Raw genomic sequence first — 23920 nt, 5'->3', positions numbered from 1 at the left:
ATCGGATTAAATCCAGCGATCCAATTCGTTCCGTTTCAGGCCGGGGGCGCATTCCACCAGCGTCGGAACACCGATGTTCCATTAGATCGTCGTCTTCGCCCACAACGCAAGTGCAGCAATGCCGACTTTAGATGCATGCCGCCTGCGTGGCGTGCAACTGGGCATGCGTGACGCGCCTGACGCGTCTCAACCGACGCCGAGCGACTTCAGTTTCCGGTGCAGCGCCGAGCGCTCCATGCCGATGAACTCCGCCGTGCGCGAGATGTTGCCGGAGAAGCGCGCGATCTGCGCGATCAGGTATTCGCGCTCGAAGATCTCGCGCGCATCGCGCAGCGGCAGGCTCATCAGGCGCTCGCCGCCCGAGCCGGACGGCGTCGTCGGCACCATCGCGCCGACTTCGGCCGGCAACATCTCGATCGTCACCTCGGCCGTCGGATCGCCCTTGGTCAGGATCATCAGGCGTTCGACATTGTTGCGCAGCTCGCGGACGTTGCCCGGCCATTCATGCGATTGCAGCACGGCCATCGCGTCGCTGCCGATCTGGCGCTTCGGCAGGCCGCTCGCGATCGAGATCTGCTCCATGAAGAACTCGATCAGCTCGGGCACGTCCTCGCGCCGCTCCGACAGCGGCGGCACCTTGATCGGCACGACGCCGAGGCGGTGATAGAGATCCTCACGGAAATGCCCGTCGGCGATGAGCTGCGCCAGGTCGCGGCTCGACGAGGAGATGACGCGGACATCGACATGGACCCGCGTCGCGCCGCCGACGCGCTGGAAGTTCTGGTCGACGAGCACGCGCAGGATGCGGTTCTGCGTCTCGCGCGGCATGTCGCCGATCTCGTCGATATAGAGCGAGCCGCCATGGGCCTCCTCGAGCGCGCCGATCCGGCGCGACCGCCCGTCGCCACCTTCGACGCCGAACAGCTCCTCCTCCATGGTCTCGGGCGTGATCGTCGCCGCGTTGATGACGACGAAGGGCCCGCTCGAACGGGTCGAGGCCTCGTGCAGCGTGCGCGCCGCCAGTTCCTTGCCGCAGCCGGGCTCGCCGGTGATCAGCACCCGCGCATTGGTCGGCGCGACGCGATCGATCGTCTGGCGGAGCTGGTTCACGACCGTGGTGCGGCCGACGATGCGGTCCGCCTGGACCGAGCGGGTCTTGAGCTCGCGGACTTCGCGGCGCAGGCGCGATGCCTCCAGCGCCCGCTCGGCGACCAGCACCAGCCGATCGGCCTTGAACGGCTTCTCGATGAAGTCGTAGGCGCCACTCTTGATCGCGGAAACCGCCGTCTCGATGTTGCCGTGGCCGGAGATCATCACCACCGCGAGATCGGGGTTGCTCTCCTTGATCAACTCCAGGACCTGCAAGCCGTCGAGCCGGCTGCCCTGCAGCCAGATATCAAGGAAGACGAGGTTCGGCCGGCGCGACGCGATCGCGGCCAGCGCTTCGTCGGCGGAGCCGGCCTTGCGGGTCCGGTAGCCCTCGTCTTCCAGAAGGCCGGCGACCAGATCGCGGATATCGACTTCGTCGTCCACTACCAGGATGTCAGCGCTCATAGGCGTATCCCATTCCTTGAATCCGTGTTGCGCGAGCCGTTTTCCGGCTGGGCGGCCGCATCGCCGCCCTCTGTGTCCTGCGCCGGGCCTGTTTCGGGGAACCAGAGGCGGATGCGCGCGCCCCGTGCACCGCTGGCGGCATCCGGACGGTCGAGCAGTTCGATGCCGCCGCCATGGTCCTCCAGGATCTTGCCGACAATGGCGAGGCCCAGGCCGGTTCCGCCTTCCCGCGTCGTCATATAGGGCTCGAGCAGCTTCTGGCGCTGGTCCGCAGGCAGGCCCTTGCCGTTGTCGATCACGTCGATGACGACCCGGCCGTCGTCAAGGCGGGCCACCTGGACGTCGATACGCCCCTGCCCGCGCTCATCGGCCGGCACGGCCTCGATCGCCTCGGTCGCATTCTTGATGACATTGGTCAGCGCCTGCGAGATCAGGCGCCGGTCGAAGCGCGCCGGCACGGGGTCCGGAGGCAGCGTCTCGGCGATCGTCGTCTCGGGATTGCCGACCCGCCAGAGGAAGACGATCTGCCGGACGGTCTCGACGATGTCCTCGCGAGCAAGCGACGGCTTCGGCATGCGGGCGAAGGAGGAGAACTCGTCGACCATGCGCCGGATATCCTCGACCTGCCGCACGATCGTGTCGGTGCACTGGTCGAAGACGTCCTTGCCCTCGACGATGACGCGCCCGAACCGGCGCTTGATGCGCTCGGCCGAGAGCTGGATCGGCGTCAGCGGGTTCTTGATCTCATGCGCGATGCGGCGGGCGACGTCGGCCCAGGCGGCGGTGCGCTGCGCGGAGACGAGGTCGGTGATGTCGTCGAGCGTCACCACGAGCCCGGCTCCCATCCCCTCGCCTTCCCGCACGGCCCGGATATTGACCATCCGGTCCTGCCCGGCGCGCGTAAAGGCGACCTGGCCGGAGCTCTGGCGCTGGCGGTTCTGCAGCGCTTCCGCGACGAAGCCGGCCACCTCCGGCGCGATCTCGGCGATCGGCTTGCCGAGCAGGCGCCCGCCAGTCCCGAGCAGGATCTCGGCCGAGCGGTTGATCGTCGTGACATGGCCGTCGCCATCGAGGCTGAGCACGCCGGAGGAAACGCCGGAGAGGACCGTTTCGGTGAAGCGCCGGCGCCGGTCGATCACCTCGCTCGCCGTGACCAGGCTGTCGCGCTGGCGGCGCAGCTCCGCCGTCATCTTGTTGAAGGTCTCGCCCAGATGGGCAAGGTCGCCCTCGGATCGTCGGATCGGCACCTGGACGTAGAAGTTGCCGCTCGACACCTGGTCGGTCGCATCGATCATCCGCCGGATCGGCGCGACGAGCCCGTTGGCAAAGCTCAGGCCCAGCCAGATCGCCGAGAGCAGCAGAATCAGCGCGATCAACCCGTACATCGAGGCGAAGGCGATCTGGACGCCCTTCCGGCGCGCATCGATCGAGAGGTATTCGACGGCGGCCCCGCGTGCGACCGACGGGAACTCGACCGCGAGCGGGTCGACCTCCCGCGCGACATGCAGGAAGCTGTTGTCATAGGCCGGCAGCTTCATCACGGCGCCGAAGACGGTGCCCGTCCGCGGTATCACGCAGATCGGCTCCGGCGCGGATTTCGCATCGTCGAAGGCGGCCTGGTCCGGCATTGGCGGATCGCGCAGCACATTGATATTGGCGCGCACGATCACCTTGTCCGGCGGCTGCATGACCGCAGCGACCGGAAGGCCGAGCGCCGTCGCGCGGGAGGTCAGGAAATTCTCGAACCATTTGCGATCGACGTCGAAAGCGGGCTTCGCCCGGCTCAGGTCGTCGGCCAGCACCCGGATCTCGCGCCCGAGCGAACGGCACTGGCTCGCGGCATAGGCGTCGGCGACCTCAACCGATTTGAAGACGGCATCGCGCATCCGGTCGGAGAACCATGGCTCCAGCCCGCGCTCGATCGTGACGGTGGCGATGATGGCGACGAGCACCGCCGGCAGGGCGGCGATGATGCTGAACAGGCCGACGATGCGGACATGCAGCCCCGCAGCAGCCGCGCCAGCCTTGCGGGCGCGGATCAGCACCGCGGCCTCGAAAGCGACGATGACGACCAGAACCAGAATCAGCAGCGCGTTGAGCACGAAGACGCCGACCACGACCTCGTGCACGGGTGCGATCGGCGTCGCACCGGACAGCACGAGGAAGGTGAGCAGCGCCGAGATCAGCGCGAGCGCGACGACGATTCCGCCGACCCAGCCCGAGACGCGGCGGGATTTCTCCTCGCCACGCGGCATCATTCTGGCTTCGTTGACAGAAGCGGACACGTTTCGCGACAACTCCGATAGGGGCAGGGATCGCAAACCGATCACGCCTGCGGGCGCCACTGATGCGCCGCCGCAACGGTGTTGTCAAAATATGACATTCACAAGGCGGGATGGCCCCGTTTCAGCGTGGCGAGCGCACCACCTGCATGTCGAGTTCGCGAATCTTCTTGCGCAGCGTATTGCGATTGAGGCCGAGGAGCTCCGCGGCACGAATCTGGTTGCCGCGGGTCGCGGCCAGCGCCGCGGCGATCAGGGGCGGCTCGATCTCGCGCAGAATGCGATGATACAGCCCCGGCGGCGGAATATTGTCGCCGAACCCACCGAAATACTGGCCAAGATGGCGCTCGACCGAACCGGACAGCGTCTCGGTGCGCTCGGACGTCGCCGGGCTATTGGTAAATCCCGGCCCCACCGCTGCAGGCTGCAACTCCGCCTCGATGATCGGCGCGGTGATCGTCTCCTGCGGATAGAGCGCCGCCAGGCGCCGGACCAGGTTCTCCAGCTCCCGGACATTCCCCGGCCAGCGATACTGCCGCATCACGTCCATCGCTTCCGAATCGACCTGCTTGCGCGGCAGCCCCTCCTTCTCGACCAGCGTGAAGAAATGGCGGACGAGGTCCGGGATGTCCTCGATGCGCTCGCGCAGCGGCGGCAACCGGATCGGCACGACGTTCAGCCGGAAGAACAGGTCCTCGCGGAACAGGCCCTGCGCGATCGAGATGCGCAGGTCCTTGTTGGTCGCCGCGACGATGCGGACATTGGTCCTGATCGGGGTGCGCCCGCCGACCGTGGTGTATTCGCCCTGCTGGAGCACCCGCAGCAGGCGGGTCTGCGCCTCCATCGGCATGTCGCCGATCTCGTCGAGGAACAGCGTGCCGCCCTCCGCCTGCTCGAAGCGTCCCGACGAGCGCGTCAGCGCCCCGGTGAAGGCGCCCTTCTCATGGCCGAAGAGCTCGGATTCGATCAGGTCCTTCGGGATCGCGGCCATGTTGATCGCGACGAAGGGGCCGTTCTTGCGCTTGCCGTAATCGTGCAGGGCGCGGGCCACCAGCTCCTTGCCGGTGCCGGACTCGCCGTTGATCATCACGGTCAGGTCGATCGGCATCAGGCGTGCCAGGGCGCGGTAGACGTCCTGCATCGCCGGCGAGCGACCGATCAGCGGGATGTCCTCGGGCTCGGTTGCATGACCGCGAACCGCCTCGCCCCGCGGCCGCGACAGGGCGCGCCCGACGATGGCGACGAGTTCCTTCAGGTCGAAGGGTTTCGGCAGATATTCGTAGGCGCCCCGCTCCGACGCCTTGATCGCCGTCATGAAGGTGTTCTGCGCACTCATCACGATGATCGGCAGTTCCGGCCGCACTCGCTTGATGCGTGGCAGCAGGTCGAAGGCGTTCCCGTCCGGCATCACGACATCGGTGATGATGAGGTCGCCCAGTCCCTGCGCGGCCCAGGTCCAGAGGGTCGCGGCCTGGCCGGTGGTCCTGACTTCATAGCCCGCCCGGGCGAGCGCCTGGTTGAGGACGGTGCGGATCGCGGCGTCGTCGTCGGCGACGAGGATATGACCGGTCGGCATGGGTTGCTTGAGGCCTCTACGTTGCCTGCCCTGACCGGAGTTGGTGCAGGGGCAGGAGTATCCTGAAATGCGTCCGACGCGGAACGGACTCGCATTCGACGATTCCGCCGTGATCGCCGATCACCTTGGCGACAAGTGCAAGTCCAAGGCCACTTCCCTGGGCCTTGGTCGTGACGAAGGGATCGAACAGGTGCTGCACCAGGTCGGCCGGCACGCCCGGCCCGTTGTCGCGCACCCCGATTTCGAGCGGCAGCGCGATCCGTTCCGAAGAGCCGGGAACCTGCAGGCGGATGCCGGGGCGATAGGCCGTCGTCAGCGTGATCTCGCCATCGATCGCATCTTCGCCGATCGCCTCGGCGGCGTTCTTGACGAGATTGAGCAGGACCTGGACGAGCTGGTCGCGATTGCCGGCGACCGGCGGCAGCGAGGGATCATAGGTCTCCGTGAAGCGGATATGCCGGGCAAAGCCGGAATGGGCGAGGCGCTTCACATGGTCGAGCACGTCGTGGACGTTGACCGCGTCGCGCTCGCTCGGCCGCTCGTCGCCGAACAATTCGACGCGCTCGACCAGTTTCACGATCCGGTCGGTCTCGTCGCAGATGAGCTGCGTCAGCATCCGGTCGGAATCCGGGATCGAGCCTTCGAGCAGTTGCGCGGCGCCCCGGATGCCCGAGAGCGGATTCTTGATCTCATGGGCCAGCATCGCGCCGAGCGCGGTGATCGAGCGCGCTGCACCGCGATGCGTCAATTGCCTGTCCATTTTTTCGGCAATTGTCCGTTCCTGCAGCATCAGCACGACCGCATCGCCCTGACTGGGCAAGGGAGAGGCAAAGACATCGACGATGTGATCGGTTCCGAGGCGCGGCGTGCCGAGATCGAGGCGGTATTCGCTGACGCTGGCACCGCGACGCTGCACCTCCTCGATCACCCCCAGCACGGGTGAGCCGAAAGCGACGAAATCGTCGATGCGCTGGCGCTTGAGCAGAGCGGCACTCGACTGGAAGAAATCCTCGGCCGCCGTATTCGCATACAGCACGGCATGGCTCTCCCCGATCACCAGAACCGGCATCGGCAGCACGTTGAGTGCCTGGATCTCGATCGGGTCGAGCAGGTAGGCGCTGCGGCCTCCAGGCCCGTTGTCGGTAAACATCGCCGTCATCGCCTCATCCCCTCGGCTCAAGCGGCTTCACGATCGCGGTCGGTCGAGAACAGGCCCGTCAGCGCCGCCAGGACCTGCTTGGGCTGATCCGAGGTCAGAAGGCTGCGGCGCAGCTCGGCATCGGGCCGGCAGCCCTCGGCCACAGCCTCGTCCGCATAGGCGGCGAGATGCTTGCGGGCGTGGCGCACACCATGGGCGATGCCGATCAAGGCCAGCAGGCCTTCGTAATGCTCGCAGGCCAGCGCCAGCTTCTCCGCCAGCGTCGGTGCCCGAAACGCGCGCCCGTCGAGCGCCGCGCCGATCTCGCCGACCAGCCAGGGCCGGCCAAGCGCGGCGCGCCCGACCATGACGAAATCGGCGCCCGACTGCGCGAGGCAGTCCCGCGCATCCGCGACGTCATGGATGTCGCCATTGGCCACCAGGGGGAAATCCCCGGCAGCGCGCACCGCCGCGATGGCCTGCCAATCCGCCGTGCCCTTGTAGAATTGCTGGCGCGTCCGGCCGTGGACCGTGATCATCCGCGCACCCGCCGCAACCGCGCGACGGGCAAGCTCCGGAGCGTTACGGGAGGCGTCGTCCCAGCCCAGCCGCATCTTGACCGTCACCGGCACGCTGGTGGCGGCAACCGCAGACTCGACCAGCGCGACGGCATGATCGAGATCGCGCATCAGGGCGGAGCCGGCCCAGCCACCCGTCACCTTCTTGGCCGGGCAGCCCATATTGATGTCGACGATATCGGCGCCATTGGCCTCGGCCAGCCGCGCCGCTTCCCCCATCCAGTAAGGGTCGCAGCCGGCGAGCTGGACGACATGCGGCGACACGCCCTCGCCCTCCGCGCGGATGCGCGCTTCCTCGCTGCCGCGCACGAATTCGTCGGAGGCCACCATCTCGGATACGACGATTCCGGCATGGCTGCGGGCTGCGAGCCGGCGCATGACGATATCGGTCACGCCGGACATCGGCGCCAGGAAGGCGCGGGACGCGATCGGGATACCTGCGATGTCCAAAGGGGCAGCCTGCTTTTAAGGCATTTCTCTGGATGCATATTTATTGGACAATGCTGCGGGAGCGCAAGCGCTTAGAGAGAAATGCTGCATTGCAACAGCGTCGCACCCCCTGCCCCATCGCAGCAGAATTGGTTATGCCATGCGGCCATGACCCGCTTGCAGCCAGAATCCAGCACCGTGCTCCGTCACTCCGATGCGCCCCAGCCCGTCGCTGCCCTGCTCGTCGCGGCTGGCCGCGGCCTGCGGGCCGGCGATGGCGAGCCGAAGCAATATCGCCTCGTCGAGGGGCGTCCCGTTCTCGCCCATGCGCTGACGCCCTTTCTGGCGGAGCCTTCGATCGCGCGCATCGCCGTCGTAATCGGCGAGGGCGACGAGGCGCGCTACACCAATGCCATGGCCGGCATCGACAGCTCCCGGCTTGCGGCCCCGACGCTCGGCGGCGCGACGCGCCAGGCTTCGGTGCGGCGCGGCCTGCTTGCGCTTGCCCGCGAGGGCTTCGACGGCATCGTGCTCGTCCATGACGCGGCCCGGCCCTTCGTCTCCCGCGCACAGATCAGCGCGGCCATCCACCGGCTCGGCGCCGGCGCCATCGCCGCGATCCCCGCCTTGCCCGTTACCGACACCGTGAAGCGCACCAGCGCCGACGGCCATGTCGCCGAAACCCCGCCGCGCGACCAGCTCGTCACCGTCCAGACGCCACAGGCCTTCCGCTTCAAACCGCTGCTCGACGCCCATGAAGCAGCCGAGGCGGCGCTGCTGCACGGCTTCACCGACGATGCCGCGCTGATGGAATGGGCCGGCCATCCGGTCGCGACCTTCCAGGGCGACCCGGCCAATGTGAAGCTGACGCATGCCGCGGATTTCCTGCGGGCCGCGGCGCACCCCGGCAGGACCCTCGTGACGCGAGTCGGCACCGGTTACGATGTCCATGCCTTCGGCCCCGGCGACCATGTCTGGCTTGGCGGTGTCCGGATCGGGCATGATCAGGGCGTCATCGCCCATTCCGATGGCGACGTCGCGCTCCACGCCTTGACCGATGCCCTGCTCGGCGCGCTCGCCGACGGCGATATCGGCACGCATTTCCCGCCGAGCGATCCGCAATGGCGCGGCGCGGCATCGGCCCAGTTCCTCGCCTTTGCAGCCACGCGGGTCCGCGAGCGCGGCGGGCGGATCGACTTCCTCGACCTGACCGTCGTCTGCGAGGCCCCGAAGATCGGCCCGCATCGCGAAGCCATCCGCGCCGAGATCGCGGCGATCGTCGGCCTCCCCCTCGGCAAGGTCGCGATCAAGGCGACGACTTCGGAACGCATGGGCTTCACCGGACGCCGCGAAGGCCTCGTCGCCCTGGCGACTGCGACGATCCGCCTGCCCGAGGAGGACTAGCCATGTTCGATCTCGATATCCGCTCGCTCGCGGCCGAACTGCTGAACATGAGCATGGAGCGTGGCTTCACCGTCGCCACGGTCGAATCCTGCACCGGCGGTCTCGTCTGCGGTGCGCTGACCGCCATCGCCGGCTCGTCCTCGATGGTCCAGGGTGGCCTGATCACCTATGCCAACGAGGCCAAGGCCGCGCTCGCGGGCGTGCCGATCCTCCTGATCGAGCAGCACGGCGCCGTGAGCGAGCCGGTGGCGCGCGCCATGGCGGAGGGCGGGCGCACGCGCCTCGACGCCACCTTCGCGGTCTCGATCACCGGCGTCGCCGGCCCCGGTGGCGGCAGCGCCGAGAAGCCGGTCGGGCTGGTCCATTTCGCCTGCGCCGGCCCCTCCGGGACGCGCCATCGCGAGCGGCGCTTCGGCGAGCAGTCACGTGACGAAATCCGTCGGCTCAGCGTGTTGGAAGCACTCGACCTGCTGCGCGAGACGGTGCTGACCGGGCCGTGACCGCTCAGGCGCCCAGCACGGGCGCCGTACCGCGGCCATAGACCAGATCGGCGCGCTTCTCGAAGGCTTCGGCAAACTTGCGGAAGGCCTTGTCGAACATCGCGCCCATCAGCAGGCCCAGCATCCGGCTGGCGAACTCGTAGGAGATGAAGAACCCGACTTCGCAGCCAGCCTCATGCGGCTTGAAGGTCCAGCGGTTCTCCAGATAGCGGAACGGTCCGTCGACATATTCGACGAGGATCTTGAGATTTTCCGGATCGAGCGTGACGCGGCTGGTGAAGGTCTCGCGGATCGCCTTGTAGCCGACGCTCATATCGGCCAGCAGCACCTCGCCGCCGCCTTCGCGGGGTGTGCGCCGGCGCACCGTCAGCCCCTCGCAGAGCGGCAGGAACTGCGGATAATTCTCGACATCGGCGACGAGCGCGAACATCTGCTCGGGCGAGTGCCTCACCCGGCGGGTGCTGTTGAACATCGGCATCGAGGGCGCGCCTTCTCAGCCGCGGCTGTTGTGGCCGATACCGATCTGGGCATCGCGCGCTGCACGCAGCTTGGCGAAATCCTCGCCCGCGTGATGCGAGGAACGGGTCAGCGGCGTCGAGGACACCATCAGGAAGCCCTTGGCATAGGCGATGGTCTCGAAGCTCTTGAACTCGTCGGGGGTGACGAAGCGGATCACCGCATGATGCTTGCGCGAGGGCGCGAGATACTGGCCGATGGTCATGAAATCGACCTCGGCCGAGCGCAGATCGTCCATGAGCTGGAGCACCTCGTTCCGCTCCTCGCCGAGGCCGACCATGATGCCGGATTTGGTGAAGATCGTCGGGTCGAGCTCCTTCACCCGCTGCAGCAGCCTGAGCGAATGGAAATAGCGGGCGCCCGGCCGCACGGTCAGGTACTTGCCGGGGACGGTTTCGAGATTGTGGTTGAAGACGTCGGGCTTGGCCGCCACGACGACTTCGAGCGCGCCGGGCTTGCGCAGGAAGTCCGGCGTCAGGATCTCGATGGTCGTGCCGGGAGAAGCGCTGCGGATCGCCCTGATCACCTGGGCGAAATGCTCCGCGCCGCCGTCCTTGAGGTCGTCGCGGTCGACCGAGGTGATGACGACATGCTCCAGCCCGAGCTTGGCGACGGCATCGGCCACCTTGCGCGGCTCTTCGGCATCGAGCGGCTGCGGCACGCCGGTCTTCACGTTGCAGAAGGCGCAGGCCCGCGTGCAGGTGTCGCCCATGATCATGAAGGTGGCGTGCTTCTTTTCCCAGCACTCGCCGATATTCGGGCAGCCGGCCTCCTCGCAGACCGTGACCAGTTTCTCGGCCTTCACGATCTTCTGCGTCTCGGCCCATTTCGGCGAGCCCGGCGCCTTGACGCGGATCCAGTCCGGCTTGCGCAGGACCGGGTTCTCCGGCCGCTTCTGCTTCTCGGGATGGCGCACTTCCGCGGCTTGCGCCTTCGGATTGCCGGCATTGGGCCGCGGATCGCGGTTCAGCAGGTCGAGAACAAGCGCCATAACAGGGTCCGGGCTTCAACAGCAGGAGCCGGCCAAAGCCGGCACCCTCTAGCTAATCCCCAAAGCGCTCTGCCGCAACTGCCGGCCCCGGCAACAGAGCTTCACCTGCGACCGCGGGCCGCGTTCCAGATCACGATGACGATGATCGCGCCGGCCACCGCCGCGACCAGTGTCCGCCAGAAGCCGAAGACCGGAATCTCCAGGAGCTCCGCGACCTTGGCGCCGACGAAGGAGCCGGCGACGCCGACAAGCATATTGGTGAAGAGGCCGTGATCGGACGAGGTCAGGCGCTCGGCGATCCAGCCGGCAAGCAGGCCGATCAGCAGCGTCATGAAGAAGCCATAGCCCGGCTGGGCCATGGTGGCGGCAAAGCTTTCCATCGCGGATATTCCCCTAGCCATGCGCGAATGCGCGCGTACCCAACGGCGTCGGCTGCCGCCGGTTCCACGGGTGATGGTATCTCAGGCGATGAAACGCGCCAGCAGGATAATCAGGATGGCGCCGATGACCGCCATGCCGGCATCGTCGAGGAAGCCATAGCCGGTATTCAGGCGCCAGCCGGTCAGGCGCACGATGCCCTGCCCGACCAGCATGCCGAGCACGCCGACGACCGCATGGCGGATCACGCCGCCGCCACCGACGATCAGGCTCGCGGCGAAGCCCGTGACGGTGCCGAAGGCGACGGTCGGCACGATGACGCTCCAGTCGAGCGGCAGCGTCCGGCGCGGCGGCAGGATCTCGACCTCCTCGTCGCGGACGACGCGATCGGGCTTGGGCGATTTGCGGGTACGTGGCGGCATCGGCGCAATATGGAGCGCAGGCGGGCTGCCGCCAAGCGTCGGCGCACCAACTCTTGTCATTCCGGGGCCTCGCGCAGCGAGGAACCCGGAACCCACGACTGGGTGAGCCGGCTGCAACGAGGCACACGATGTCCGACCCGGTCGTGGGTTCCGGGTTCGCGCCTGCGGCGCGCCCCGGAATGACAGTCGTGTAGCTTCAAGCTGGCGCCCGAAGAGGAAACCTCAGGCGTTCAGCACCTTGCCGTAAGCGTCGAGCACGCTCTCCTTCATCACCTCCGACAGGGTCGGGTGCGGGAAGATGGTGTGCATCAGCTCTTCCTCGGTCGTCTCCAGGTTCATGGCGACGACGAAGCCCTGGATCAGCTCGGTCACTTCCGGGCCGACGAGATGGGCGCCGAGCAGCTTGCCGGTCTTGGCGTCGAAGATCGTCTTGGCCAGCCCGCTGTCCTCGCCGAGCGCCACGGCCTTGCCGTTGGCGACGAAGTTGAAGCGGCCGACCTTGATCTCGTGGCCGGCGGCCTTGGCCTTCGCCTCGGTCAGGCCGACGCTGGCGATCTGCGGGTGGCAATAGGTGCAGCCCGGGATCATCAGCTTGTCCATCGGGTGCGGATGCAGGCCCTTGATCGCCTCGACGCAGATCACCGCCTCGTGCTCGGCCTTGTGCGCCAGCATCGGCGGGCCGGCGACGTCGCCAATCGCATAGACGCCCTTAACGTTGGTGCGGCAGAGATCGTCGATGACGATGCAGCCGCGATCCGTCTTCACGCCGAGCGCTTCGAGACCGAGGTTCTCGATATTGCCGACGACGCCGACGGCCGAGATCATCCGGTCCGCCGTGATCGTCTGCTTGCCGCCCTTCTCGTCCTCGATATGGGCGGTGACAGAGTCGGCCCCCTTCTCGACCTTCGTCACCTTGGCGCCGGTCAGGATCTTCATGCCCTGCTTCTCGAAGGCTTTTCGCGCGAAGGCTCCGATCTCGGCATCCTCGACCGGCACGACCTGCGGCAGCACCTCGACCACCGTGACCTCGACGCCCATCGTCCGGTAGAACGAGGCGAATTCGATGCCGATGGCGCCGGAGCCCATCACGAGCAGCGATTTCGGCATCTTCGCCGGAACCATCGACTCGAAATAGGTCCAGATCAGCTTGCCGTCCGGCTCGAGACCGGGCAGCGAGCGCGGCCGGGCGCCGGTCGCAACGATGATATGGTCGGCGGTATAGGTGCCCTCGCCCTTGGCGTTCTTCGGCGGCGGCGTCTGCGGCTGCATGGCCGGCTTCTTGGTCGGCGCGACGGCGATCGTGCCGGGCTTGGTCAGCTTGGCCTCGCCCCAGATCACGTCGACCTTGTTCTTCTTCATCAGGAACTGGACGCCGTTGTTCATCCGCGTGGCGATGCCGCGCGAGCGCTTCACGATCGCCTCCAGATCCGCCTTGAACGAGCCTTCCAGCGTCAGGCCGTAATCCTTGGCGTGCTGGCCGTAATGCAGGATCTCGGCCGAGCGCAGCAGCGCCTTGGTCGGGATGCAGCCCCAGTTCGAGCAGATGCCGGCGAGATGCTCGCGCTCGACGATCGCGGTCTTGAAGCCGAGCTGCGCCGCCCGAATCGCAGCGATATAGCCGCCGGGGCCGGAGCCGATGACGATGATGTCGTAGTCAGCCATGGTATCTCTCCCGCCGCTCAGACCAGCATCGCCATGGGCTTTTCGATATAGCCCTTGAACGCCGCGAGAAGCTCGGCACCGAGCGCGCCGTCGACGGCGCGGTGATCGGTCGAGAGCGTCACCGACATCACCGTCGCGACGGCTGGCTGGCCGCCCTTGACGATGACGCGCTGCTCGCCGGCGCCGACAGCCAGGATCGTGGCATGCGGCGGATTGACGATCGCCGCGAAGTCCTTGACCCCGAACATGCCGAGATTGGAAACCGCCGTCGTGCCGCCCTGATATTCCTCGGGCTTCAGCTTGCGGGCCTTGGCGCGGGCCGCCATGTCCTTCATCTCGTTGGAGATCTGCGACAGCGTCTTGTGGCAGGCATCACGGATGATCGGCGTGATCAGGCCGCCCGGGATCGACACGGCGACGCCGACATCGGCATGCTTGTGCTTGAGCATGGTGTTGTCGGTCCAGGAGACGTTGGCGTCCGGCACGGCCCTGAGCGCCAGCGCGAGCGCCTTGATCACCATGTCGTTGACCGAGAGCTTGTAGGCCGGCTTGCCGTCCTTCTCGGGCGCCGCGGCGTTGAGCTCTCCGCGCAGTTTGAGCAGCGCATCGAGCTCGCAATCCACGGTGACGTAGAAATGCGGAACCGTCTGCTTGGCCTCGGTCAGGCGGCGCGCAATCGTCTTGCGCATGCCGTCATGCGGGACCTCCTCATAGGAGCCCGGCTCGAACAGCTTCTTGACCTGTTCGTCGGAGGGACCGCTCGCGAGCGGCGCAGCCGCAGGCTTCGGCGCAGACGGTGCAGCAGCGGCAGCCGGAGCAGCCTTGGCACCACCGCCGGCCTTGGCAGCCTCGACATCCTTCTCGACGATGCGGCCATGCGGGCCGGAGCCCTTGATCGCATTGAGGTCGAGCCCGGCATCCTTGGCAATGCGGCGCGCGAGCGGCGAAGCGAAGGCACGGCTGCCATCGGACTTCGCCGGGGCGGATGTGGCAGGAGCTTCGGCAGCCTTGGCGGGCGCAGCCGCCGCCGGGGCGGCTTCAGCCTTCGCAGGTTCGGCCTTGGGAGCTTCCGCCTTCGGCGCGTCGCCCTTGGCGGGAGCCGACACGCTCTTGGCGTCCTCGCCCTCGCCGGCGATCACGCCGATCACCTCGTTGACCGCGACATCGGCCGTGCCTTCCGGCACCACGATCTTGGCGAGCACGCCCTCGTCGACCGCCTCGACCTCCATCGTGGCCTTGTCCGTCTCGATCTCGGCGATGATGTCGCCGGACTTGATCGTGTCGCCTTCCTTCTTCAGCCATTTGGCGAGATTGCCCTTCTCCATCGTCGGAGAGAGCGCGGGCATCAGGATGTTGGTCGGCATCGGTCAGGCTCCAATTTTCCGCCAAGTTTTCTTTGGACCCCGGCGACCTAGCTCCAATTTGCTGTCGTCCCGAAGCTTTTGAGCAGCCCAGCGCATTTCATACTGCCATGTATAAAATAGATCGCCGGAGGCTCGGAGATCTGTCTCGTGGGTCTTCCAAATATGCTGAGCAACTTCGACGATCGTCGCCTCACCGCCGTGCGCATCGATCGCAGTCGCAACAGCTTTTTTAAGCTGATCGCGATTCATCATTGCAGGCTCACCGATAGCAGACGGCCTTGGCCGCCGCGACGACCTCGCCGATGTTCGGAAGCGCGAGCTTCTCGAGATTGGCCGCATAGGGCATCGGCACATCCTTGCCGGTGACGCGGGCGACGGGAGCGTCGAGATAGTCGAAGGCCGCCTCCATGATCTTCATGCCGATCTCGGCGGTGACGCCGGACTGCGGGAAGCCCTCCTCGACCGCGACGCAGCGATTGGTCTTCTGCACCGAGGCGATAACGGTCTCGATATCCATCGGGCGGATCGTGCGGAGGTCGATGACCTCGGCCTCGATGCCCTCCTTGGCCAGCGCCTCGGCGGCGCCGAGCGCATAGGTCATGCCGATGCCGAAGGAGACGATCGTCACGTCCGTGCCGGGACGCACCACCTTCGCCTTGCCGATCGGGATCAGGAAATCGTCGCCCTTCGGCACGTCGAAGGACTTGCCGTACATGATCTCGTTTTCGAGGAAGATCACCGGGTTCGGATCGCGGATCGCGCTCTTCAGCAGGCCCTTCGCGTCAGAAGCGCTGTAGGGCATCACCACCTTGAGGCCCGGCACGTTCGAGTACCATGCCGCATAGTCATGGCTGTGCTGGGCGCCGACGCGGGCAGCCGCGCCGTTCGGGCCGCGGAACACGATCGGGCAGCCCATCTGGCCGCCGGACATGTAGAGCGTCTTGGCGGCTGAGTTGATGAGGTGGTCGATCGCCTGCATGGCGAAGTTGAAGGTCATGAACTCGACGATCGGCTTCAGGCCGGAGAGCGCCGCGCCGACGCCGATGCCGGCGAAGCCGTGCTCGGTGATCGGCGTGTCGATCACGCGCTTGGCGCCGAATTCCTGCAGCAACCCTTGCGTGACCTTGTAGGCGCCCTGGTACTCGGCGACCTCCTCGCCCATGACGAAGACGTCCTTGTCGCGGCGCATCTCCTCGGCCATCGCGTCGCGCAGCGCTTCGCGGACCGTGGTGCTGACGAGCTCGGCGCCGGCCGGGAATTCCGAGGAGGAATCGTAAGCCTTCGCCTGAGCCGGGACGGTGTCCGGCTTGCTGGCGGCGGGCACGTCCTCGCTCTTGGCCTCCGCCGGCTTGGCTTCGGCTTTCGGCTCGGCCTTGGCTTCAGGCGCAGCAGCCTTGCCACCACCGCTGGCCGCAGCCGCAACATCCTCGCCCTCGGCGGCGATGACGCCGATCGGCGTGTTCACGGCGACGTTCTCGGTGCCATCCGCGACGAGGATCTTGGCGAGCACGCCCTCGTCGACGGCTTCGACCTCCATGGTCGCCTTGTCGGTCTCGATCTCGGCGATGATGTCGCCGGACTTGACCTGATCGCCCTCTTTCTTCAGCCACTTGGCCAGTTTTCCTTCCTCCATGGTGGGGGAAAGGGCAGGCATGAGAATGTCGATCGGCATGAACGCACCCGGATTCTAAGACGCGGGGAAAAGGATGAAGGCCGGTAGCGCGGGGCGATCAGCCCCGCGGGGCTTCCAGCAGGATGTCGGTGTAGAGCTCCGACGGATCCGGCTCGGGATCGTGGGTCGCGAACTCGGCGGCGTCGTTGACGATCTCGCGCACCTTGGCGTCGATCGCCTTGAGTTCGTCCTCGGCGATCTTGAAGTCGCGGATCAGGCGCGCGCGGACCTGCTCGATCGGATCGTGCTCCTCGCGCATGCGCTGGACCTCGTCCTTGGAGCGGTACTTCGCCGGGTCGGACATCGAATGCCCGCGATAGCGATAGGTCTGCATCTCAAGGATATACGGCCCCTTGCCGGAGCGGGCGTGCTCGATGGCGCGCTGGCCGGCCTCGCGGACGGCACGGACGTCCATGCCGTCGACCTGCTCGCCGGGAATGTTGAAAGAGAGGCCGCGGCGGGAGAAATCGGTCTGGGCCGAGGCACGATTGACCGAGGTGCCCATGGCATAGCGGTTGTTCTCGATCACGAACACGACCGGCAGCTTCCAGAGTTCGGCCATGTTGAAGCTCTCGTAGACCTGGCCCTGGTTGGCCGCGCCGTCGCCGAAATAGGTCATCGAGACCGTGTTGTCGCCGCGATACCAGTCGGCGAAGGCAAGCCCCGTCCCGAGCGATACCTGCCCGCCGACGATGCCATGGCCGCCATAGAAATTCTTCTCGCGGCTGAACATGTGCATCGAGCCGCCCTTGCCGCGCGAATAGCCGCCGCGCCGGCCGGTCAGCTCCGCCATCACGCCGCGCGATTCCATGCCGCAGGCCAGCATATGGCCGTGGTCGCGATAGCCGGTGATGACCTGGTCGCCATCCTTGGAGGCCATCTGCATGCCGATGACGACGGCTTCCTGGCCGATATAGAGGTGGCAGAAGCCGCCGATCAGGCCCATGCCGTACATCTGACCGGCCTTCTCCTCGAAGCGCCGGATCAGCAGCATCTCGCGATAGGCGTGGAGATCTTCTTCCTTGGTGAAGGTCGGTGTGTTGCTGAGGCTTCCCCCGACCTTGCCGGCGCTTTCCTTGCCCGCACGGGCCTTTGCCGGCTTTGCAGCGGCTTTGGGTTGAGCGGGAGCTTTCGACTTACGCGCAGCAACAGCCATAGGCGGTCCTCCAAGGTCATCCGACTATTGTTGTAGAGGATCGGAAAAACCTTGGCGAGGACGCTATCTCGCAATGCAACATGATCTAACCCATTGAAAAAAATGGGTTGATACGTTTTAACTGGAATTGAGTTAATCGATACGTCTGCGACTAAGCGGCGGAGGTATTTTGCCTCAGCGGCCCATGATGACGACGTCGTTCTTATGGGTCCGGCCGAGGATCTCGCGGGCATTCTCTTCCAGGAGATCGCGATCGACGGCCTCGTTGCGCACCAGAGCGAGCCTCTGCTCCCAGGATTTGCGCTCGGCCGTGAGGGTGGCAAGCTCCCCCTCCATGTCGCGCAGCGACTCCCGGATCGCGCCGCGCGCCTCAAGGCCGCGTGCGCCGTGCTGGGCGTGGAACATGAAATAGGCCACGGCCGCCCCCGAGACCAGGTAGAGGGCCAATGTCACGAAGATAGACCGGAGTCCGCGGCGAATAACCATGGCTGGAACGCTAGGCCGGCTTGGTTTCCGCCGGGTTAACGCGGGCATCCGGAAGCGGACGAACCCCACCGCAAAATCGTGCGATCTGCACGGAACGAGTTGACCGGCGCCAATCGGCTCCGTATTCACCGCGCCGGTGAGGGCGGGTAGCTCAGTGGTAGAGCACGTGACTTTTAATCATGTGGTCGTGGGTTCGATCCCCACCCCGCTCACCACGGCCGAATAGCTGCTGCGGCCGTACAGCGCCGCCCCCCGCAGATTCACATCTTTCAGCCAAGCCGCCGGGTTACGCCGCCACCCTTGTATGGGCGCGCCGGCCGGCTCGCCGGCCCCGGCAGCAGATAGGCGCCGCCGCCCGCCCCGAGCGCCGGCCAACCCGGATCGGCATAGGCGTTGAGCTCCCAGCAGCGCAGGCGCTCGCGCTCCGCATCGGTCGTGGCATCCGAGCAGGCCGAGACCTGCGAGCGCTGCCAGAATGCGGATGCCGGCCCGCAGATCGCCGCGAGCATCACCGCCGACAGGGCGGCCGGAATCAGAAAACTACGCATCGCCTGCCCTTCCGGCGCCTTGCATCGAACTCGGGAACGCTCATGATGCCGGCTACGGCCTTGCCGAAGGCTTAAGCGGAAAGGCATCCGGACATGACCCGCTGCCGATGAGCGGCGGCCATGCGGCTGCAACGAGCGGAACCGGCTTGACCGGCCCGCGTTCGGATCGGCATCGGCAGACGTTCGATCGTCATGGAAGCGTGGCATCGCCCCCGCTTCGCTGCCCAGGAGAATACGCCCGTGAAGCTGCCCATCGTGATCCACACCGAAGAAGACTACGACCGTGCCCAGCAGCGGGTGGAAGAGCTGAACGCGATGCCTGACGGCGCGGAAAAGGAGCGGGAGCTGCACGCCCTCGCGGAGGCCATGCTGGCCTTCGAACTCCGCCGTGACGACGCCGACGACTGACGGGCACACATTCCTCAATATCAGGAATCGTTGCTCGCATTGAGTTCCTCCGGGCGCAGGCCCTCGTCCGGCGGCGTCGAGCGCTCCGGGCTGGCCGCCCAGGCGACAAGGATTTCCGCGATCACATCGGCACGCGAGCGGCCTTGCCGGTGAAGCTCGACATGTCGATCGAGCGCCGCGAGCGTGCGCTCGTCGACGGAAAGCGTGACAGGGAGTGTCGGCATCGGAACACCTCGCGCGGCCGAGGTTGGAACAGCGTCGCGGCTGCGGCGTTTCCAACAATGCGGCATTGGATCACGGCTTCGTCCGGCAAGCAATCGCCCGGTACAATCAAGCAAATGCCGCCGGATCGGCAGTTCGATGCACCTGCGTGACTTTCTGTGCGGGCTCATTCGGCCGAGGCCTTAAATTCCTTCGCCGCCGATCCGAACAAAACCGCTGCTCGATTGTTCTCAATATGAGCCGCTCTACTGGCGGAAGCATTTTGGAGGAAGATATGATCAGGCATCATCATTTCATGCTGTCGACAGTTGGTGTCGCGATGCTCGCTACAGCTGCCATGGCCCAAACCAGCGCGCCGACGCCGCCGTCCTCAGCGCCCGCCGCGCCGACGGCCGCGCAGACGAGTGCTAGCACACCGGCCCCGACCAATCTCGCCGGCCAGGGCAAGTGGCGCACGAGCAAGCTGATCGGCGTCGACGTGTACGGCCCTGACGACAAGAAGGTGGGTGACGTCACCGAGGTTATCGTCGACAAGACCGGCAAGATCGAGATGGTCACGATCGGCGTCGGCGGCTTCCTCGGTATCGGATCGAAGGATGTCGCGGTTCCCTTCGACCAGGTGACCTGGAGCGACCAGCCGATGGCCGCGGCAGCCCCTGCACCCGCTCCGTCCGGCAGCGCCGGCAGCACGGGCGGCGGCATGGCCTCTCCGCCGGCCGCGGCAGCCCCGAAGGCGCCGGCGATGTATCCGGATCACGGCAAGATCACGATGACCAAGGACCAGCTCAAGGCGGCTCCGAGCGTGACCTATTCCGGCACCTGACGGAGCAACGGCCTGAACCGGGCCGGATAGCTCGAAAGGCCCGCCTCACGAAAGCGGGGCGGGCCTTGTCCTGCCTGCATCAGGCCGTGGCGATGTCTCGCAGCAGCGGCGGTATGGCCTCTGGCAGATCGTCCGCGATCAGCCCCATTCCAAGCTTCTCCCCGGCAAGACCATGGAGCCAGGCGGCAGCGCAACCGGCTTCGAAGGCGGGCATGCCCTGCGCCAGCAGGCCGGCGACCAGCCCGGCCAGCACATCGCCTGACCCCGCTGTCGCCAGCGCCGCCGATCCCGTGACATTGATCGCGCCGCGTCCATCCGGCGCGGCGACGACCGTATCGGCTCCCTTGTAGACGATGACAGCTCCGGACAGCGCCGCGGCCTTCCGCGCCCGTTCGAGCTTCGAGGGCTCGGCGGCAATGGCGGGCTCTTTGCCGAACAGGCGCTGGAACTCGCCCTCATGCGGCGTCAGCACGGTCCCGCCGCTGCGCGCGCCCAGAAGGCGGGCGCCACCATCGGGGAGTCCCGCAAGCGCGGTCAGGGCATCGGCATCGAGCACCGCCGGCCTGTCGTCCGCAATCACGGCCCGCAGCAGATCGCCCGCGCGCCGGTCGAGCCCCAACGCCGGACCGGCCAGGACAGCGGAAACCCGGCGATCCCGGAGGAAGGCCTCCAGTGCTCCACGATCGGCGACGGTCCGCTGCATCAAGGCGTCCGGCCCGCGCGCCGCATGAACCGGCAAGGCCTCAGGCTCGCAGAGCAGGGTCGCGAGCCCGGCACCGACCCGCAGCGCCGCACGCGCGCTCAGCCTCGGCGCCCCGACACCGGCAACCCCGCCGGCCAGGACAGCGACCGCACCGCGCCGGAACTTGTGTGTATCGGCCTGGTGTTCCGGCCAGGCATGGCGCCAAAGCAAGGGATCGTTGCGGAAGGCCATGACCCCGACCGCTTCGAGCGCAGGCTGAGCCGGAATGCCGATATCGGCGACCGTCACGGGGCCGCAGAGCGACCGCCCCGGCTGTAGCAGATGGCCTGGCTTCAGCCGGAAGAAGGTGATGGTTTCGCTCGCCTTGACGGCAATGCCGTCCACCCGGCCGGTATCCCCCGATACGCCGCTCGGCATGTCGACGGCGATGACGGGGCGTCCCGCGCCGTTGAGACATGCCACCGCTTCGGCAAATGCCCCGGCCAGCGGGCGCGTCAGCCCGGCCCCGAACAGCGCATCGACGAAGACATCGCCCTGCCTGTCGGCAAGCGCGTTCAGCGGCTCGATCGGTCCGGCCCAGCGCTCCAGCGCGATCGCGGCATCGCCGCTGAAACCATCCGCGGAACCCGGCAGCACCACGCGAACCCTGAGCCCGCCTTCGCGCAGAAGCCGCGCCGCGACGAAGCCGTCGCCGCCATTGTTGCCCGGCCCGCAGAACAGCGTGACGGCTCCTCCCGCCCCTGCCCGCCTGAGAGCAGCCTCCGCCACCGCACTGCCCGCCCGCTCCATGAGCGCGATGCCGGGCGTGCCCGCCGCGATGGCCACGCGATCGGCGGCTGCCATCTGCTGCGTGGTCAGCAAGGCGAGCTCCGCCCTGTCCTTCATGTCGGCGCGTCTGTCGTCCATGCCGCATCTTCAGGCGCCGTCCGGCAGGCCGCAAGCTGCGGCGGAATGCCGCTTATGATCAACCGATATGCACTTGCCCATTTTTTATGCTGTTTATTGCCTTTTCGCCGGGCGCGTTGGCGGGCGCTGCCGCATGGCGGGGCGTCGGCGCCAATGCTATGAGCAGAAGCAAGGCTGCAGGCGTTCAGGGCTGCGGGGTTCGTTCCCGCGCCGGAAGGCTCCGCCAGCTACAGTCCGGCTCGGCCGGATCTCGAGACGCAAGGGAGGCCGGTCGGCGCATGAAAAAGATCGAAGCGATCATCAAGCCCTTCAAGCTGGACGAAGTGAAGGAGGCGCTCCAGGAGGTCGGGCTGCAGGGCATCACGGTCCTGGAAGCCAAGGGCTTCGGCCGCCAGAAGGGCCATACCGAACTCTATCGTGGCGCCGAGTACGTCGTCGACTTCCTGCCGAAGGTGAAGATCGAGATCGTTCTCGCCGACGAGATGCTGGATCGCGCCATCGAGGCGATCACGAAGGCCGCCCAGACCGGCCGGATCGGAGATGGCAAGATTTTTGTATCGAGCATCGAGGGGGTGATCCGCATCCGCACCGGCGAGACCGGCGCGGACGCGATCTGAGATCGTCTCCCCATCATCGGATAACGAGCCGCAGGCCGGATGGAGCCGGTTGCGGCAGCGTGAATGTGAACATGGCTGGCAAGAGGAATTGCTGAAATGAAAAGCGCCAAGGATGTCCTCAAGGCGATCAAGGACAACGACGTCAAATACGTCGACTTCCGCTTCACCGATCCACGCGGCAAGTGGCAGCACTGGACCTTCGACGTCAGCATCATCGACGAGGACATCTTCGCCGAGGGCACGATGTTCGACGGCTCCTCGATCGCCGGCTGGAAGGCGATCAACGAGTCCGACATGCTGCTGATGCCGGATCCGACCACGGCCGTGATGGATCCGTTCTTCGCGGCTCCGACCATGGTCATCAACTGCGACGTGCTCGAGCCCGCCACCGGCGAACCCTATAGCCGCGATCCGCGCGGTATCGCCAAGAAGGCCGAGGCTTATCTCAAGTCGACCGGCATCGGCGACACCGTCTATGTCGGCCCCGAGGCCGAGTTCTTCATCTTCGACGACGTCAAGATCGCCGCCGACCCGTACAACACGGGCTTCAAGCTCGACGCCGCCGAGCTGCCGACCAACGGCATGACCGATTACGAAGGTGGCAATCTCGGCCACCGCATCGCCACCAAGGGCGGCTACTTCCCGGTCCCGCCGCAGGACATGGCGCAGGACATGCGCGGCGAGATGCTCGCGGCCATGGCCTCGATGGGCGTCGCCGTCGAGAAGCACCACCACGAGGTCGCCTCGGCCCAGCATGAGCTCGGCATGAAGTTCGACACGCTGGTGAAGACCGCCGACCAGCTGCAGACCTACAAGTACTGCATCCACAACGTCGCCCAGAGCTATGGCAAGACCGCGACCTTCATGCCGAAGCCGGTCTATGGCGACAACGGCTCGGGCATGCATGTCCACCAGTCGATCTGGAAGAACGGCAAGCCGCTCTTCGCCGGCAACAAATATGCCGACCTGTCGCAGGAGTGCCTCTGGTACATCGGCGGCATCATCAAGCATGCCAAGGCGCTGAACGCCTTCACCAACCCCTCGACCAACTCCTACAAGCGCCTCGTCCCGGGCTATGAGGCCCCGGTGCTGCTCGCCTATTCGGCGCGCAACCGCTCGGCCTCCTGCCGTATTCCGTGGACGACCTCGCCGAAGGCCAAGCGCGTCGAGGTCCGCTTCCCCGATCCGATGGCGAACCCCTATCTCGCCTTCTCGGCCCTGATGATGGCCGGCCTCGACGGCATCGTGAACAAGATCGATCCCGGCCCGGCGATGGACAAGGACCTCTACGACCTGCCGCCGCGCGAGCTGAAGAAGATCCCGACCGTCTGCGGCTCGCTGCGCGAAGCGCTGGAATCGCTGAAGAAGGACAACGCCTTCCTCAAGGCCGGCGGCGTCTTCACCGACGACTTCATCGAGAGCTATATCGAGCTCAAGATGCAGGATGTGGCGCGCTTCGAGATGACGCCGCACCCGGTCGAGTTCGCGATGTACTACTCGTACTGAGGGATTTTCGGCCGGCTGCGCAGGCACCGGCCGAGACCGCAGGACATGGAAGGCCGGGGCGGCAACGCCTCGGCCTTTT

The 23920-nt window shown here is 66.5% G+C and carries 24 protein-coding genes and 1 tRNA gene; 7 read left to right on the top strand and 18 right to left on the bottom strand.

All coding sequences use genetic code 11. The features are described from left to right. Positions 1-186: 186 nt before the first annotated feature. From ntrX to dusB, 5 genes are all read right to left on the bottom strand, one after another. Entirely contained in the window at positions 187-1554 is a 1368-nt protein-coding gene (gene ntrX / locus AC1RLU_RS16860; protein WP_061967836.1) for a nitrogen assimilation response regulator NtrX, read from the bottom strand. Continuing rightward, on the bottom strand, positions 1551-3839 hold the full coding sequence (locus tag AC1RLU_RS16855) for a sensor histidine kinase NtrY-like (RefSeq protein ID WP_492796893.1): 2289 nt from the start codon (positions 3837-3839) through the stop codon (positions 1551-1553). Before AC1RLU_RS16855 ends, ntrX begins: the two co-directional genes overlap by 4 nt. 121 nt (positions 3840-3960) lie before the next feature. After that, positions 3961-5412: a nitrogen regulation protein NR(I) gene (gene ntrC, locus AC1RLU_RS16850; RefSeq protein WP_492796892.1), complete on the bottom strand. Its 1452-nt coding sequence runs from the start codon at positions 5410-5412 to the stop codon at positions 3961-3963. Between the two features lie 16 nt (positions 5413-5428). Further along, positions 5429-6562: a two-component system sensor histidine kinase NtrB gene (locus AC1RLU_RS16845; RefSeq protein WP_082617450.1), complete on the bottom strand. Its 1134-nt coding sequence runs from the start codon at positions 6560-6562 to the stop codon at positions 5429-5431. A 26-nt stretch (positions 6563-6588) separates the two neighbouring features. Next, on the bottom strand, positions 6589-7578 hold the full coding sequence (gene dusB / locus AC1RLU_RS16840) for a tRNA dihydrouridine synthase DusB (protein WP_492796890.1): 990 nt from the start codon (positions 7576-7578) through the stop codon (positions 6589-6591). A gap of 147 nt (positions 7579-7725) precedes the next feature. On the opposite strand from dusB, the gene AC1RLU_RS16835 reads away from it, so the two are divergent. Together AC1RLU_RS16835 and AC1RLU_RS16830 are read left to right on the top strand one after the other, a co-directional pair. Further along, positions 7726-8961 (top strand): bifunctional 2-C-methyl-D-erythritol 4-phosphate cytidylyltransferase/2-C-methyl-D-erythritol 2,4-cyclodiphosphate synthase, encoded by a 1236-nt coding sequence (locus tag AC1RLU_RS16835; protein WP_091859472.1) that lies wholly within the window; start codon positions 7726-7728, stop codon positions 8959-8961. 2 nt (positions 8962-8963) lie between these two features. Then, complete coding sequence (locus AC1RLU_RS16830) at positions 8964-9461, top strand: CinA family protein (RefSeq protein WP_061967828.1); 498 nt, start codon at positions 8964-8966, stop codon at positions 9459-9461. A gap of 4 nt (positions 9462-9465) precedes the next feature. Here the strand turns inward: AC1RLU_RS16830 and AC1RLU_RS16825 are convergent, their stop codons facing one another. The 10 genes from AC1RLU_RS16825 to AC1RLU_RS16780 form a co-directional block, all read right to left on the bottom strand. After that, the gene (locus AC1RLU_RS16825) at positions 9466-9939 is read right to left on the bottom strand and encodes a type II toxin-antitoxin system RatA family toxin (RefSeq protein ID WP_492796889.1); all 474 of its coding nucleotides are present in this window, start codon (positions 9937-9939) and stop codon (positions 9466-9468) included. 15 nt (positions 9940-9954) lie between these two features. Continuing rightward, positions 9955-10968 (bottom strand): lipoyl synthase, encoded by a 1014-nt coding sequence (gene lipA / locus AC1RLU_RS16820; protein WP_492796888.1) that lies wholly within the window; start codon positions 10966-10968, stop codon positions 9955-9957. 101 nt (positions 10969-11069) lie between these two features. Further along, positions 11070-11348, bottom strand: a complete 279-nt coding sequence (locus tag AC1RLU_RS16815; RefSeq protein WP_061967823.1) for a GlsB/YeaQ/YmgE family stress response membrane protein — start codon at positions 11346-11348, stop codon at positions 11070-11072. A gap of 81 nt (positions 11349-11429) precedes the next feature. Beyond that, positions 11430-11828: a GlsB/YeaQ/YmgE family stress response membrane protein gene (locus tag AC1RLU_RS16810; RefSeq protein ID WP_492796886.1), complete on the bottom strand. Its 399-nt coding sequence runs from the start codon at positions 11826-11828 to the stop codon at positions 11430-11432. A 162-nt stretch (positions 11829-11990) separates the two neighbouring features. Continuing rightward, entirely contained in the window at positions 11991-13430 is a 1440-nt protein-coding gene (gene lpdA, locus AC1RLU_RS16805) for a dihydrolipoyl dehydrogenase (RefSeq protein ID WP_492796885.1), read from the bottom strand. 17 nt (positions 13431-13447) lie between these two features. Next, the gene (locus AC1RLU_RS16800) at positions 13448-14794 is read right to left on the bottom strand and encodes a pyruvate dehydrogenase complex dihydrolipoamide acetyltransferase (protein ID WP_492796883.1); all 1347 of its coding nucleotides are present in this window, start codon (positions 14792-14794) and stop codon (positions 13448-13450) included. A gap of 3 nt (positions 14795-14797) precedes the next feature. Beyond that, positions 14798-15046, bottom strand: coding sequence for a hypothetical protein (locus tag AC1RLU_RS16795; RefSeq protein WP_492796882.1), 249 nt, complete (start codon positions 15044-15046; stop codon positions 14798-14800). A 7-nt stretch (positions 15047-15053) separates the two neighbouring features. After that, the gene (locus AC1RLU_RS16790) at positions 15054-16466 is read right to left on the bottom strand and encodes a pyruvate dehydrogenase complex E1 component subunit beta (protein WP_061967816.1); all 1413 of its coding nucleotides are present in this window, start codon (positions 16464-16466) and stop codon (positions 15054-15056) included. Between the two features lie 58 nt (positions 16467-16524). Further along, complete coding sequence (gene pdhA, locus AC1RLU_RS16785; protein WP_061967814.1) at positions 16525-17622, bottom strand: pyruvate dehydrogenase (acetyl-transferring) E1 component subunit alpha; 1098 nt, start codon at positions 17620-17622, stop codon at positions 16525-16527. Between the two features lie 174 nt (positions 17623-17796). Continuing rightward, the gene (locus AC1RLU_RS16780) at positions 17797-18075 is read right to left on the bottom strand and encodes an FtsB family cell division protein (RefSeq protein ID WP_244492834.1); all 279 of its coding nucleotides are present in this window, start codon (positions 18073-18075) and stop codon (positions 17797-17799) included. Positions 18076-18248: 173 nt separating this feature from the next. On the opposite strand from AC1RLU_RS16780, the gene AC1RLU_RS16775 reads away from it, so the two are divergent. Beyond that, positions 18249-18323: transfer RNA gene (locus AC1RLU_RS16775), tRNA-Lys, on the top strand. Between the two features lie 54 nt (positions 18324-18377). Here AC1RLU_RS16775 and AC1RLU_RS16770 read toward each other — a convergent pair. Then, positions 18378-18656 (bottom strand): hypothetical protein, encoded by a 279-nt coding sequence (locus AC1RLU_RS16770; protein ID WP_492796879.1) that lies wholly within the window; start codon positions 18654-18656, stop codon positions 18378-18380. Between the two features lie 240 nt (positions 18657-18896). Here AC1RLU_RS16770 and AC1RLU_RS16765 point away from each other — a divergent pair, with 240 nt between their 5' ends. Beyond that, on the top strand, positions 18897-19064 hold the full coding sequence (locus AC1RLU_RS16765) for a hypothetical protein (protein ID WP_156407096.1): 168 nt from the start codon (positions 18897-18899) through the stop codon (positions 19062-19064). A 20-nt stretch (positions 19065-19084) separates the two neighbouring features. Here AC1RLU_RS16765 and AC1RLU_RS16760 read toward each other — a convergent pair whose 3' ends face one another. Next, a complete protein-coding gene (locus tag AC1RLU_RS16760; protein ID WP_091859500.1) occupies positions 19085-19288 on the bottom strand; it encodes a hypothetical protein in 204 nt (67 codons plus the stop codon). A gap of 272 nt (positions 19289-19560) precedes the next feature. Here AC1RLU_RS16760 and AC1RLU_RS16755 point away from each other — a divergent pair, with 272 nt between their 5' ends. Then, the gene (locus AC1RLU_RS16755) at positions 19561-20109 is read left to right on the top strand and encodes a PRC-barrel domain-containing protein (RefSeq protein ID WP_061967806.1); all 549 of its coding nucleotides are present in this window, start codon (positions 19561-19563) and stop codon (positions 20107-20109) included. Between the two features lie 79 nt (positions 20110-20188). Here AC1RLU_RS16755 and AC1RLU_RS16750 read toward each other — a convergent pair whose 3' ends face one another. Further along, positions 20189-21718, bottom strand: coding sequence for an NAD(P)H-hydrate dehydratase (locus AC1RLU_RS16750; RefSeq protein WP_492796876.1), 1530 nt, complete (start codon positions 21716-21718; stop codon positions 20189-20191). A 278-nt stretch (positions 21719-21996) separates the two neighbouring features. Between AC1RLU_RS16750 and AC1RLU_RS16745 the strand changes: the two genes are divergently transcribed. Both AC1RLU_RS16745 and glnA read left to right on the top strand, forming a co-directional pair. Continuing rightward, positions 21997-22335, top strand: coding sequence for a P-II family nitrogen regulator (locus tag AC1RLU_RS16745; protein ID WP_061967805.1), 339 nt, complete (start codon positions 21997-21999; stop codon positions 22333-22335). 96 nt (positions 22336-22431) lie between these two features. Further along, entirely contained in the window at positions 22432-23841 is a 1410-nt protein-coding gene (gene glnA, locus AC1RLU_RS16740; protein ID WP_061967803.1) for a type I glutamate--ammonia ligase, read from the top strand. The last annotated feature ends 79 nt before the right edge of the window (positions 23842-23920 follow it).

The organism is Allobosea sp. GW822-FHT05A11, assembly GCF_058800455.1.
This window is presented reverse-complemented; position numbering and strand designations above follow the sequence as displayed.